At 72.0% G+C, this 13,611-nt stretch carries 10 protein-coding genes and 1 pseudogene; 10 read left to right on the forward strand and 1 reads right to left on the reverse strand.

Annotated features, from left to right (window positions below):
- Positions 1-19 precede the first annotated feature (19 nt).
- Positions 20-3,745, reverse strand: a complete 3,726-nt coding sequence (gene metH, locus ACXDC7_RS10620) for a methionine synthase (protein ID WP_459222110.1) — start codon at positions 3,743-3,745, stop codon at positions 20-22.
- Between the two features lie 75 nt (positions 3,746-3,820).
- Here metH and ACXDC7_RS10625 point away from each other — a divergent pair, with 75 nt between their 5' ends.
- The 10 genes and pseudogenes from ACXDC7_RS10625 to ACXDC7_RS10670 all read left to right on the forward strand — a co-directional run bounded on the left by ACXDC7_RS10625 (position 3,821) and on the right by ACXDC7_RS10670 (position 13,606).
- Positions 3,821-4,549: an HAD family hydrolase gene (locus ACXDC7_RS10625; RefSeq protein WP_246292496.1), complete on the forward strand. Its 729-nt coding sequence runs from the start codon at positions 3,821-3,823 to the stop codon at positions 4,547-4,549.
- 182 nt (positions 4,550-4,731) lie between these two features.
- On the forward strand, positions 4,732-6,009 hold the full coding sequence (locus ACXDC7_RS10630; RefSeq protein WP_281370032.1) for an ABC transporter substrate-binding protein: 1,278 nt from the start codon (positions 4,732-4,734) through the stop codon (positions 6,007-6,009).
- Positions 5,895-6,932: pseudogene (locus tag ACXDC7_RS10635) on the forward strand (tRNA (adenine-N1)-methyltransferase); the annotation flags it as partial. The gene ACXDC7_RS10630 and the pseudogene ACXDC7_RS10635, both read left to right, overlap by 115 nt.
- A 97-nt stretch (positions 6,933-7,029) precedes the next feature.
- Positions 7,030-8,727, forward strand: a complete 1,698-nt coding sequence (gene arc, locus ACXDC7_RS10640; protein WP_179443584.1) for a proteasome ATPase — start codon at positions 7,030-7,032, stop codon at positions 8,725-8,727.
- Positions 8,724-9,158, forward strand: a complete 435-nt coding sequence (locus tag ACXDC7_RS10645) for a DUF3054 family protein (protein ID WP_459222111.1) — start codon at positions 8,724-8,726, stop codon at positions 9,156-9,158. The genes arc and ACXDC7_RS10645 overlap by 4 nt, the downstream gene beginning before the upstream one ends.
- Positions 9,155-10,672, forward strand: a complete 1,518-nt coding sequence (gene dop / locus ACXDC7_RS10650; protein WP_459222112.1) for a depupylase/deamidase Dop — start codon at positions 9,155-9,157, stop codon at positions 10,670-10,672. The genes ACXDC7_RS10645 and dop overlap by 4 nt, the downstream gene beginning before the upstream one ends.
- A 68-nt stretch (positions 10,673-10,740) precedes the next feature.
- Positions 10,741-10,938, forward strand: coding sequence for a ubiquitin-like protein Pup (locus ACXDC7_RS10655; RefSeq protein ID WP_179443581.1), 198 nt, complete (start codon positions 10,741-10,743; stop codon positions 10,936-10,938).
- 35 nt (positions 10,939-10,973) lie between these two features.
- Positions 10,974-11,762, forward strand: coding sequence for a proteasome subunit beta (gene prcB, locus ACXDC7_RS10660; RefSeq protein ID WP_179446333.1), 789 nt, complete (start codon positions 10,974-10,976; stop codon positions 11,760-11,762).
- A gap of 45 nt (positions 11,763-11,807) precedes the next feature.
- Positions 11,808-12,530, forward strand: a complete 723-nt coding sequence (gene prcA / locus ACXDC7_RS10665; RefSeq protein ID WP_179443580.1) for a proteasome subunit alpha — start codon at positions 11,808-11,810, stop codon at positions 12,528-12,530.
- Positions 12,527-13,606, forward strand: coding sequence for a prephenate dehydrogenase (locus tag ACXDC7_RS10670; protein WP_459222113.1), 1,080 nt, complete (start codon positions 12,527-12,529; stop codon positions 13,604-13,606). The genes prcA and ACXDC7_RS10670 overlap by 4 nt, the downstream gene beginning before the upstream one ends.
- The last annotated feature ends 5 nt before the right edge of the window (positions 13,607-13,611 follow it).

Here is a 13,611-nt window from a genome sequence, read left to right on the forward strand (position 1 = left end):
GCCACGCCCCGGGACCTGCTCAGCCGACGGGCACGGGCTCGGGCCGATAGCCGAGGTTCGGGGCGAGCCAGCGCTCGGCCTCGGCAAGGCTCCAGCCCTTGCGTTGGGCGTAGTCGGCGACCTGATCCGCGCCGAGGCGGCCGACCACGAAGTACTGGCTGTCGGGATGGGCGAAGTACCAGCCCGAGACCGCCGCCGCCGGCCACATCGCCATCGACTCGGTCAGCTCGATGCCGGTCCGCTGCTGTACGCCGAGCAGCCGCCACAGCGTCGCCTTCTCGGTGTGGTCGGGGCAGGCCGGGTAGCCGGGCGCGGGCCGGATCCCGCGGTAGCGTTCGGCGATCAGCTCCTCGTTGCCCAGCCGCTCGGCCGGGGCGTACCCCCACCACTGCGTGCGCACCAACTCGTGCATCCGCTCGGCGAAGGCCTCGGCCAGCCGATCGGCCAGCGACTCCAACAAGATCGCGTTGTAGTCGTCCAGTTGTTCCTTGTAGCGGGCCGCGGCCTCCGCCGCGCCGAAGCCTGCGCTGACCGCGAACCCGCCGACCCAGTCGGTCAGCCCGCTCGCCCGGGGCGCGACGAAGTCGGCCAGGCTGCGATGCGGTACGCCCGGCCGGTGCTCGCCCTGCTGGCGCAGGTGGTGCAGCAGTTCGAGCCGCCGCCCGCGGCCGGCATCGGCGTACACCTCGATGTCGTCGCCCACCGCATTCGCCGGGAAGAAGCCGACCACACCGTTCGCGCGCAGCGACCCGTCGGCGATCAGCCGGTCGAGCATGGCCCGCGCGTCGGCATAGAGCTTGCGCGCGGCCTCGCCGCTGGCCGGGTTGTTCAAGATGTCGGGGAAGCGGCCGCGCAGTTCCCAGGCGGCGAAGAACGGCGACCAGTCGATGTAGTCGACCAGATCGGTCAGCGGGTGATCGATCAGCTCCTTGATGACCGGCTGGCCGTCCGCCGCGAGCTGCGGCACGGGCGGGGTGTAGCCGGACCAGTCGATCGGCGAGGCGTCGCTTCGCGCATCCGGGTACGCCAACAGCTTCTTCTCCGCCTTCCCGGCGTGCCGCTCGCGCAGCGCCGCATAGTCGGTGGCGACCTCGTCGAGCAGCGCCGGCCGCTGCTCGGCCGACAACAGCCGGGACACGGTCGGCACCGACCGGGAGGCGTCCTTGACCCAGACCACCGGTCCGGAGTACTCGGGCGCGACCTTGACCGCGGTGTGGGCGCGCGAGGTCGTCGCCCCGCCGATCAGCAGGGGAGTCTGCAGGCCACGCCGCTCCAGCTCGGCGGCGAAGCGGACCATCTCGTCCAGCGACGGCGTGATCAACCCGGACAGGCCGATCACGTCCGCGCGCTCGTCGGCGGCGGCGTCCAGGATCCGCTCGGCCGGCACCATCACCCCGAGGTCGACCACGTCGTAGTTGTTGCACTGCAGCACCACGCCGACGATGTTCTTGCCGATGTCGTGCACATCGCCCTTCACGGTGGCCAACACGATCTTGCCCTTGCTGGGCGCGCCCTCGTCGGTCTCGGCCTCGATGAACGGCACCAGATGCGCGACGGCCTTCTTCATCACCCGCGCCGACTTCACCACCTGCGGCAAGAACATCTTGCCGGCGCCGAACAGGTCGCCGACGACGTTCATCCCGTCCATCAGCGGCCCCTCGATCACCTCGATCGGCCGGCGCCCCTGCCCGGCCAGCTCCGCCCGCAGTTCCTCGGTGTCGGCCTCGATGTGGGCGTCGATGCCCTTCACCAGGGCGTGCGTGATCCGCTCGGCCACGGGCAGCTCGCGCCACTCCTCGGTGCGCTGCTCGGCGGCCGCGCCGTCGGCGGCGTAATCGCCGGCGATCTCCAGCAGCCGCTCGGTGGCGTCGGGCCGCCGGTTCAAGATCACGTCGGTGATCCGCTCCCGCAGCTCCGGGTCGACCTCGTCGTAGACGGCGAGCTGGCCGGCGTTGACGATGCCGGCGTCCATCCCGGCCTCGATGGCGTGGTAGAGGAAGACCGCATGGATCGCCTCGCGCACGGGGTTGTTGCCACGGAAGGAGAACGACACATTGGACACGCCGCCGGAGACGGAGACGCCGGGCAGGTTCTGCGTGATCCAGCGGGTCGCCTCGATGAAGTCGCGCCCGTACTCGGCGTGTTCCTCGATGCCGGTCGCGACGGCAAAGATGTTCGGGTCGATGATGATGTCGGTGCCGGCGAAGCCGATCTCGGTCAGCAGCCGGTACGCCCGCTCGGCGATCTCGATCCGGCGGGCGTAGTTGTCGGCCTGACCCTGCTCGTCGAAGCACATCACGACGACCGCGGCGCCGTAGCGCTGGCACAGCCGCGCGTGCTCGAGGAACGGCTCCTCGCCCTCCTTCAGCGAGATCGAGTTCACGATCGCCCGGCCCTGGATGCAGCGCAGCCCGGCCTCGATCACCTCCCACTTGGAGGAATCGACCATGATCGGCACCCGGGAGATGTCGGGCTCGGAGGCGACCAGCTTGCAGAACCGGTCCATCGCGGCCACGCCGTCGAGCATGCCCTCGTCCATGTTGATGTCGATCACCTGCGCGCCGGCCTCGACCTGCTGGCGGGCGACCTCCAGCGCGGTGTCGTAGTCGCCGGCGGTGATCAACTTCTTGAACCGGGCCGAGCCGGTCACATTGGTCCGCTCGCCGATGTTGACGAACAACGACTCATCGGTGACGTTCAGCGGCTCCAGCCCGGACAGCCGCAGCGCCGGCCCGGCCTCGGGCACCTCGCGCGGCGCGGTGCCGGCCACCTGTTCGGCGAACGCCGCGATGTGCTCGGCGGTGGTGCCGCAGCAGCCGCCGACGATGTTGACCAGCCCGTCGGTGGCGAACGATCCGATCACCTGCGCCATCTGCTCCGGCGACTCGTCGTACTCGCCGAAGGCGTTCGGCAGGCCCGCATTGGGGTACGCCGAGACGAAGCAGTCGGCGACCCGGGACAGCTCGGCCAGCCAGGGCCGCACCTCGGCGGCACCCAGGGCGCAGTTCAGGCCGACGGCGAGCGGGCGCGCGTGGCGTACCGAGTTCCAGAAGGCCTCGACGGTCTGCCCGGACAGGGTCCGCCCCGACGCGTCGGTGATGGTGCCCGAGATGATCACCGGCCAGCGGCGACCGTGCTCGGCGAACAGTTCCTCCAGCGCGAAGATCGCCGCCTTCGCGTTCAGGGTGTCGAAGATCGTCTCGATCAACAAGGCGTCCACGCCGCCCTCGACCAGCCCCTCGGCCTGTTCGCGGTAGGCGGTCACCAGCTCGGCGAAGCCGATATTGCGCGCGCCGGGGTCGTTCACGTCCGGCGAGATGGACGCGGTCCGGTTGGTCGGGCCGAGAGCGCCCAGGACATAGCGGGGACGCTCCGGCGTGGAGTACGCATCCGCTGCGGCGCGGGCCAGCCGCGCGGAGGCGACATTGAACTCGCGGGCCAGGTCAGACATCGCGTAGTCGGCGAGCGAGATCGCCTGGGCGTTGAAGGTGTTGGTGGAGATGAAGTCGGCGCCGACCTCCAGGAAGTCGCGGTGGATCCGCTCGATCACGTCGGGGCGGGTCAGGCTGAGCAGGTCGTTGTTTCCTTGCAGGTCGACCGGCCAGTCGGCGAACCGCTCCCCGCGGAAGTCGGACTCGGTCAGCCCGAGACCCTGGATGGTGACACCCATGGCGCCGTCGAAGAGCATCACCCGGCGCTGCAGGGCGTCGGTCAGTTCGGCGGTGCGATCGGGTTGCGGGCTCACCGGGCCATTGTTGCTCACGCGGCCCGCGGGCGGCGCTTTTGTCCGGACGGCGACGGGTTTGGGAAGATGACGCCGATGAACATGTCAGCCTCGCAGGCCGCCGCCGAGCGGCCGCCCGTCCCGGCACGGCCGCCCGCCGCCGCGCTGTGGGATTTCGACGGGACGCTGGTCGACACCGAGCCCGTCTGGGTGCAGGCCCAGTACGCCCTTGCCGACCGGCTCGGCGTGCGCTGGACCGATCAGGACGCCGAGCGGCTGGTCGGCAACGCGCTGCTCGACTCGGGGCGCTACATCGTGTCGGTGCTCGACGCCCAGCTCGGTCCGGGGCACGGCTGGACGCCGGCCGGGGTGGTCGATGAGTTGGTGACCCGGGTGGTGGCGCACATCCGCGAGCACGACATCCCGTGGCGGCCCGGGGCCCGGGAGCTGCTGGCCTCCTTCGCCGCGGCGGGCGTACCGTCCGCGCTGGTGTCGGCGTCGTACCGGGTGATCCTGGACGCCGTGCTGGACCGGTTGGCGCCGGACACGTTCGCCACCGTGGTGGCCGGGGACGACGTAACCCACGGCAAGCCCCACCCGGAGCCCTACCTGACCGCGGCCCACAGGCTCGGGGTGTCGGCCGCCGACTGCGTCGTGCTGGAGGATTCCGTGCCGGGCGCGGCGTCGGGCAATGCCGCGGGCGCCGTCGTCGTCGGGATCCGGCACCTGGTCGCGCTGCCCGCGCAGCCGCGCCGGGTGGTGATCGACACCCTGGCCGGCCTGGACGCGGAGGCCATGGCCCGGCTGGTCGCCGGCGCGTCATGAGCCGCGCGCGGCGCCTCGCCGCCCGCCTGGTCGCGCTCACCGCCGCCGCCACGCTGCTCGCGTCGTGCACCTGGGCCGGTAACCAGCCGGGCCACCCCGAGCGCAAGGCGTTCACCGTCGGCGTCACCGAACCGTTCAACCGGCTCGATCCCGCGGCCAACGGTGTCGGCATGTCCGACGCCATGGTGCTGGCCAGTTTCCAGCGCCTGCTCGCGCTGGATCCCGGCGACGGGCTGCTGAAACCCGACGCGGCCAATTGCGTCTATCGGACCCCGGTGAGCTATCGGTGCACCCTGGTGGAGGGCCTGGAGTTCATCGACGGTACGCCGGTCGACCCCGCGGCGGTGAAGTTCAGCATCGAGCGGGCGATCGCCCTCGACGACACCGGCGAGGCGCGCACGCTCTTCGCCGCGCTGGCGGGCATCGAGACGGGCCCCGACACCGTCGTCTTCCGGCTGAGCCGGCCGGACAATCAGTTCGGGTACGCCCTCGCCGCACCGGTCGCCTCGCTGGTCAGCCCGGCCGCCTACCGGCCGGATCGGGTCCGCCCGGCCAGCCAGCTCGCGGTGGGCAGCGGGCCGTACCGGATGGAGATCATCACCGAGCACCGCGTCGGCTTCACCGCCTACCCCGACTATGTCGGGTTCGCGCCGTCGGGCCAGGAGCGGCTCAGCATCCAGCGCTACGAGGCGAGCGAGTTCTTGCGCAATGCGATGACCAATGCCGAGGTCGATGTCGTCTGGGGCGGCCTCGACGAACAGCAGGAGGGCGCGCTGGGCGTGCAGGTCGAGGCGAACCCGCTCGGCACCACCCGGGACGGATTCCGCCGCCTGGTCGAGCCGGCCGGGCGTTCGTGGACGCTCGCCTGGTCGCCCCGCTCGGCCCTGCGCGCCGACGCCGAGTTGCGCGGCCGGGTGGCCGACGCGGTCACTCCGCTGCGGACCGACTTCTCCTTGCTGCCGCCGGACGCGCCCGGCTACCGGGCCGTGTTCGGCGACGCGACCGAGCCGCGGACCGGCCCGCCGGTTCGGGTCAGCCTCGGCTTCGACAACGACGTCGCCGACGAGGCGCTGCGCGCCGAGCGGGTGTCCGCCGCGTTGCGGGGGGCCGGGTTCGACGTGCTGGTCCAGCCCGACGAGCGGCGAGCCGACCTGTGGCTGGGCTCGCCGGAACCGGCGACCGACAGCCCGATCGCCCAGTTGCTGCCCTGGCTGGCGGCGCCCCTGCCGGAATCGGCCGACGAGGCCCGCGCGCTCGCGGCCCGGCTGGGCGCGGCGGCGACGCTGGCCGACCGGCGGGCAGTGCTGGCCGACCTGCAGGTGCTCTCCGCCCGCGACGCCACCGTGTTGCCGCTGTGGCGCGAGGACCGCGACACCTGGATGGGGCCGGGTATCTCGACCACCGGCCGGGCCTACCTCGGGCCCGGCGGACAACTTGCCGTCTGGGGGTTTCGCTGGTGACCGACGAAGTTTCGTCCGAGGACCAACCGCAGGGCCCGCTGTCAGGGGTCGGTCGGGGCCCGCTGGCGGCGGGGGACCGAGTGACGCTGCACGACCCTAAGGGTCGGCGGCACTCGGTGCTGCTGGAGGCCGGGCGCTCCTTCCACACGGCCAAGGGCGCGATCGCCCACGACGACCTGATCGGCGGCCCGGAGGGCGTGCTGGTGACGTCCACCGGAGGCGCGCAGTACCTCGCGCTGCGCCCGCTGCTCGCCGAGTTCACGGTCACCATGAAGCGCGGTGCCGCGGTGGTCTACCCCAAGGACGCCGCGCAGATCCTGATGGCGGCCGACATCTTCCCGGGCGCCCGGGTGGTCGAGGCCGGTGTCGGTTCGGGCGCGCTGAGCATGTCGCTGCTGCGCGCGATCGGTCCGACCGGGACGCTGTACTCCTACGAGCGTCGCGCCGACTTCGCCGAGATCGCCGAGCGGAATGTGACGAACTTCTTCGGCGTACGCCCCGACAACTGGCAGGTACGCCTCGGCGACCTGGCCACCGATCTCGGCCCGGAACCTGTCGACCGGGCGATCCTGGACATGCTCGCGCCGTGGGACTGCGTACCCGCGGTGGCCGACGCGCTGGAGCCGGGCGGCGTGTTCTGCGCCTATGTCGCCACCACGACCCAGCTCGGCCGGATCGTGGAGACGCTGCGCGCCCACACCGGCTTCACCGAGCCGGAGGCGACCGAGTCCTCGCTGCGGCCCTGGCACGCCGAGGGACTGGCCATCCGGCCCGGTCACGCCGCCACCGGTCACACCGGCTTCCTGGTCACGGCGCGGCGGCTGGCCCCGGGAGTCGCGGCACCGCCGCGCAAGCGGCGGCCCGCGCCGGGCGCCTACGGCCCGGACTACACCGGGCCACGACCGCCGGGGGTGGGCGGCTGACCGGCGCGGGGGGTGAAACTCCCGGGCCGCGGGTCGACCGGTGGGTAGGCTCGTGGGACACCCCCAGCCGGGGGAGGCCGAGCCAGGGGAGGCCAGGATGACCCAGAACGTCACGGGTGGTACGCCCGAACCGGACCGGGCGGCACAGCTCACCGCGCTCGAGCGCCGGCTCGCCGAGGCCCGCGGCCAGGTCCGCGAGCTGACCGGCCAGAACGAGCGGCTGTCGGCGACGCTGAGCCAGGCGCGCGAGCGACTGACCCAGGTCCGCGCCGAGGTGGAGCAGATGGCCCAGCCCCCGGTCAGCTTCGGCATCCTCGACCAGATCGTGGAGGCCGCCCGCACGGGCGCGGAGCCGCTGGTCCATGCCGATGTCTGGCTCGGCGCGCGGAAGCTGCGGGTCAGCGTCGCGCCCGAGGTGGATCAGGCGATGCTGACGCCGGGCGCCGAGGTGGTGCTGAACGAGGCCCATGTCGTGGTCGATGCCTTCGCCCCGATCGCGGTCGGCGATGTCGCCGTGCTGAAGGATGTCCTGGAGGACGGGCACCGGGCCGTGGTGGTCGCCCAGGCCGATGAGGAGCATGTGGTCCGGCTGGCCGACCAGCTCCGCGGCCAGACGCTGCGGCCGGGCGACTCGCTGCTGGTCGACCGGCGCATCCTGTACGCCTTCGACGTGGTGCCGAAGGTGGACGTGGAGGATCTGGTGCTGGAGGAGGTGCCGGATGTCGAGTACACCTCGATCGGCGGCCTCGGCCGCCAGATCGAACAGATCCAGGACGCGGTCGAGCTGCCGTTCCTGCATCGCGACCTGTTCGCCGAGTTCGAGCTGGCGCCGCCGAAGGGCATCCTGCTCTACGGACCGCCCGGCTGCGGCAAGACCATGATCGCCAAGGCGGTGGCCAATTCGCTGGCCCGCAAGGTGACCGAGACGACCGGCCGCGAGGGACGGAGCTGGTTCCTCAACATCAAGGGCCCGGAGCTGTTGAACAAGTATGTCGGCGAGACCGAGCGGCACATCCGGCTGATCTTCACCCGCGCCCGGGACAAGGCGTCGGAGGGGATGCCGGTGATCGTCTTCTTCGACGAGATGGACTCGCTCTTCCGCACCCGCGGTAGCGGCGTCTCCTCCGATGTGGAGAACACGATCGTCCCGCAGTTGCTCGCCGAGATCGACGGCGTCGAGGGTCTGGACAATGTGATCATCGTCGGCGCCTCCAACCGCGAGGACATGATCGATCCGGCAATCCTGCGACCGGGGCGATTGGACGTGAAGATCAAGATCGAGCGGCCCGACGCGGAGGCGGCACGGGAGATCTTCGACAAGTACCTGTCGGCGACCCTGCCGCTGAATCCCGACGACCTGGCCGAGTTCGACAACGATCCGGCGCGCTGCCGGGCGGCGATGATCGACCGGACCGTCGAACACATGTACGCCGACTCCGACGACAACCGCTTCCTCGAGGTGACCTATGCCGGCGGCGACACCGAGGTGCTCTACTTCCGCGACTTCAACTCGGGCGCGATGATCAACAACATCGTCGGCCGGGCGAAGAAGCTGGCGATCAAGGAGCGACTGGCGACCGGCGTCGGCGGCATCCGGATCCAGCATCTGCTGCAGGCCTGCACCGACGAGTTCGCCGAGAACGAGGACCTGCCCAACACCACCAATCCCGACGACTGGGCGCGCATCTCGGGCAAGAAGGGGGAGCGGATCGTGCACGTGCGTACCCTCTTCACCTCCAAGCAGGCCACCGATCGCGCCGTGGAGAACATCAGCACCACGGGGCAGTACCTGTGACCGACGTCGACGACCGGACCGCGGCCACCGGCCGGATCGGGCCGGTCAACACCGTCGTGTTGGCCGCGCTGCTGGACGCGATCGTGATCGTCGGCTTCGCCACCGTCGGCCGGGCGAGCCACGGCGGCGCGCAGGACGCCAGCCAGGTGCTGGCCGTGGCCGCGCCGTTCGCGGCGGGAGCCGCCATCGGCTGGCTGGTCCTCGGCGCGGCACGGCGGTGGCGGCGAGCGGACCGGATCTCCTCCGGCGCGATCGTGGCCGCCGCCACGCTCGGCGTGGGCCTGGGCTACCGGATCGCGGTCGGCGCCGGAGCGCCCGCCTTCCTGGTGGTGGCGACGCTGACCCTGCTCGCCGGACTCCTGGGCTGGCGGGCGCTGGTCGCGCTCGTCCGCGCCCTCGCCCGCCGCGCGGCATCGGCCGGGGCGCGATGAGTCCGATCTTCGGGATCGAGACCGAGTACGGCATCACCCTCGCCCCGGGCGCGGAGTTGGACCTGCACCCGATGTACCTGTCCAACCATCTCGTGCGCGCCTATGCCGACGAGATCGCCGGCGGCCGGATGCGTTGGGACTACGAGACCGAGTCCCCGTTGCGCGACCTGCGCGGCTTCGACGTCGATCGCAGCGGCGCGAGCCCCGACATGCTGACCGATGTCGAGGACGGGCTGGCCAATGTGGTGCTCGCCAACGGTGCGCGGTTCTATGTCGATCATGCCCATCCGGAGTACTCCGGGCCCGAAGTGACCAGCGCGCTGGACGCCGTGCGCTACGACGCCGCCGGCGATGAGATCCTGCTCCGCGCCGCGCGGGCCGCGTCCCGGCGGATCGGCGCGCAGATGCGGATCTGGAAGAACAACACCGACGGCAAGGGCGCCTCGTACGGGACCCACGAGAACTATCTGCTGTCGCGCCGCACCCCGTTCCACCGCGTGGTCGTCCAGTTCACCCCGTTCCTCGCCTCGCGTCCGGTGATCACCGGCGCCGGGCGGATCGGCATCGGCCAGCACAGCGAGCGCCCGGGGTTCCAGCTCAGCCAGCGCGCCGACTTCTTCGAGGCCGAGGTCGGCCTGGAGACGACCATGAACCGGCCCTTGATCAACACCCGCGACGAGCCGCATGCCGATGCCACGCTGCATCGCCGGCTGCACGTGATCACCGGCGATGCCAACTGCTCGCAGACCGCGACCTTCCTCAAGATCGGTACGGCGGCCCTGGTGCTGCGCGCCCTGGAGGCCGGCGACCTGGACGGCTCGCTCACCCTGGCCGATCCGGTGGCCGCCTTCCGGGCGATCAGCCACGACGCCGATCTGGATGCGGGCGCGCTCGGCGAGCTGGTGCCGCTGGCCGACGGCCGGGCGATGAGCGGGGTGGACCTGCAGGAGGCCTATGCGGAGGCGTGTCGCCGACACCTCGGCCGGGTCGATCCGGGCGGCGCGGACGCCGAGGCGTACCGGGTGCTGGAGGAGTGGCAGGCGGCGATCGACGGGCTGCGCGCCGATCCGCTGGCGATGGCCGACCGGCTGGACTGGGTGGCCAAGTGGCGGCTGGCGGAGTCCTACCGGCGCCGCGACGGCCTCGGCTGGGATGCGCCCAAGCTGGCGCTGGTCGACCTGCAGTACGCCGACCTCGATCCCGCCCGGTCGCTCTACCGGCGCCTGCTCGACCGCGGCCGGATGCGGCGGCTGGTGACCGACGACGCGATCGCCGCCGCGATCACCGAGCCGCCGGACGACACCCGCGCGTACTTCCGTGGCCGCTGCGTCGCCGAGTACGGCCGCTCGGTGCTCGCCGCGTCCTGGGACTCGCTGATCTTCGAGGTGCCGGGGCGGGCGAGCCTGCTGCGGGTGCCGACGACCGATCCCGCGCGCGGCACCCGGCGTCACGTCGGGGAGCTGATGGATGCGGCGGACGGGCTGGCCGACCTGCTGGAACGGCTGCACCTGTGAGGGTCGGTCGCGGTCGCTAGGCTGGAGTTCCGGCCAGGGCGGCCGGACGCAGGGACGGAGGTGCCGACATGGCGCAGTCGCAGGAACGCAGCAATCGGCCGGGCTCGGGCGACGGCGGCGAGGACGCCGACGCCGGCGCCCCTGGCCAGGCGCAGGCCCAGCCGCAGACCGACGACTTCGACGACCTGCTCGACGAGATCGACGGCGTGCTGGAGACCAATGCGGCCGAGTTCGTCCGCTCCTTCGTGCAGAAGGGCGGCCAGTGACCGACGCACAGCGCAGCCCCGGCAAGCTCCTGCCCATGACGATCGCCGACCTCGCGGCGGCGGGCTCGCCCGGTTCGCTGCCGGGCTCCTCGACCGCCGCCGACGGCACGCGCGCCGCCGAGCTGGCCCCGCACGGCACGACCATCGTCGCCGCCGGATTTCCCGGCGGGGTGGTGATGGCGGGCGATCGCCGGGCCACGATGGGCAACATGATCGCCCAGCGCGACATCGAGAAGGTGTTCGCCGCCGATGAGTACTCCATGATCGGAATCGCCGGCACGGCCGGGATCGCGGTCGAGCTGGTGCGGCTGTTCCGCGTCGAGCTGGAGCACTACGAGAAGATCGAGGGAGCGCCGCTGTCGCTGTCCGGCAAGGCCAATCACCTGGCGTCGATGATCCGCGGCAACCTCGGCCTGGCCATGCAGGGCCTGATGGTGCTGCCGTTGTTCGCCGGCTGGGATCCGGTGCGCGGCGTGGGCCGGATCTTCTCCTACGACGCGACCGGCGGCCGCTACGAGGAGACGGCCTTCCATGCGGTCGGTTCCGGCTCGACCTATGCCCGGGGTTCGCTGAAGAAGCTCTATCGCGACGACCTGGATGCCGAGGGCGCGGCGACCGCGGTGGTGCAGGCGCTCTACGACGCGGCCGATGACGACTCCGCGACCGGTGGGCCGGACCTCACCCGGCGGATCTTCCCGGTGGTGATGATGGCCACCGCCGACGGCGTCCGTCGGCTCACCGACGACGAGGTCGGCGAGATCGTCGACCGGGTCGTCGCGGCCCGGATGCAGCGTCCCGACGGTCCCGCGGCGCCGCTGCTCTGAGCCGGAGGAAATGATCATGGATGACCCGACAGGCAGGAGACCGCGATGAGCATGCCGCTCTACGTCGCGCCCGAGCAACTGATGAAGGACCGGGCGGACTTCGCGCGCAAGGGCATCGCCCGCGGGCGTTCGGTCGCGGTCAGCCGGTACGCCGACGGCATCTTGCTGGTCGCCGAGAACCGCTCGCGCGCGCTGCACAAGATCTCCGAGGTCTATGACCGGATCGGCTTTGCCGCCGTCGGCCGCTACAACGAGTTCGAGCACCTGCGGGTGCTGGGCATCCGCTCGGCCGACCTGCGCGGCTACTCCTACGCCCGGGCCGATGTCACGGGCCGGGCGTTGGCGAACATGTACGCCCAGTTCCTCGGCACGATCTTCTCCACCAGCGGTGAGAAGCCCTATGAGGTGGAGCTCGCCGTCGCCGAGCTCGGCGAGGAGCCGGCCGGCGACGTGATCTATCGGCTGAGCTATGACGGGTCGGTCGCCGACGAGGAGACCTTCGCCGTGATGGGCGGGTCGGCGGACGCGATCACCAAGGCCATCGAGCCGGACTGGCGGCCCGACCTGCCGCTGGCGGAGGCCCTGCAACTGACCGTGCGCGGGCTCGCCACCTCCACCGACGGGGCGAATGCCGCCACCGGCGAGCCGGGCCTGCTGGCCCCGGAGGCACTGGAGGCCGCGGTGCTCGACCGGACCAGGCCGCAGGAGCGCAAGTTCCGACGGTTGACCGAGCCGGCGCTGGCCGAGCTGCTCGGCGCCAAGGCGTGACCGCTGCCGGCTCGCCGCTGGGCCCGGTCGTCCTGATCGGCGCCGGCCTGGTCGGCGCCTCGATCGGGCAGGCCCTGACCCGGGCGGGCGAGACCGTGCACCTGGTGGACGCCAATCCCGCCCACGCCCGGGTGGCGGCCGAGCGGGGGGCGGGCACACTGACGTCGGCTTCCGCGCCGCACGAGGTCGGCCTGGTGATCGTCGCCGTGCCGCCGCGGGCCATCGCGGGCGTGGTCGACGAGGCGCTGGACACCTACCGCTCCGCCGCCGTGACCGATGTCGGTTCGGTCAAGGAACCCGTGCTGCGTGAGCTGATGGAGCATCGCTCGCTCGGCCGCTATGTGGGCTCGCACCCCATGGCGGGATCGCACCTGCCGGGTCCGCTTGCTGCCGATCCCGAGCTGTTCGTCGACCGGACCTGGGCGATCACCCCGCACCCCGACGCGGAGCCGGCGGCGGTCGCGGCCGTCACCCGGCTCGCCGAGCTGTGTGGCGCCCGGGTGATCAGCCTGGCCCCGGACGAGCACGACCGGGCCGTCGGCCGGGTCTCCCACCTGCCCCATCTGGTCTCCGCGGCGATGGCCGGCCACCTGCTCGGCGTACCGCCCGAGGAATTGTCGCTGGCCGGCCAGGGGCTGCGCGATGTCACCCGCATCGCCGGCAGCGATCCCGCGCTGTGGCAGCAGATCGTCTCGGCCAACGCGCGGATGCTGGTGCCCGAGCTGCGGGCGCTGACGAAGCGGCTGACGGTCGTTGCCGACCAGCTCGCCGAGCCGGGCGCGGATGTGGCGCAGTGGCTGGGCGACGGCGTCGCCGGCACCCGGCGGCTGCCCGGCAAGCACGGTCGCGCGCCGGTGGACTATGCCGAGGTCGTCGTGGAGATCCCCGATGCGCCGGGCTCGTTGGCCCGGCTGTTCGCCGATGTCGACGCCGCCGGGGTGAACGTCGAGGACATCGCGATCGAGCACGATCCCGCGCGGCTGGTCGGGCATCTTCGGCTGTCGGTACGCCCGGAGCGCCGCGCGGAGCTGGACCGGGTGATGACCGGGTCCGGCTGGACCGTCCGGCCCGCCTGAGCAGC

Source organism: Naumannella huperziae, assembly GCF_054073625.1.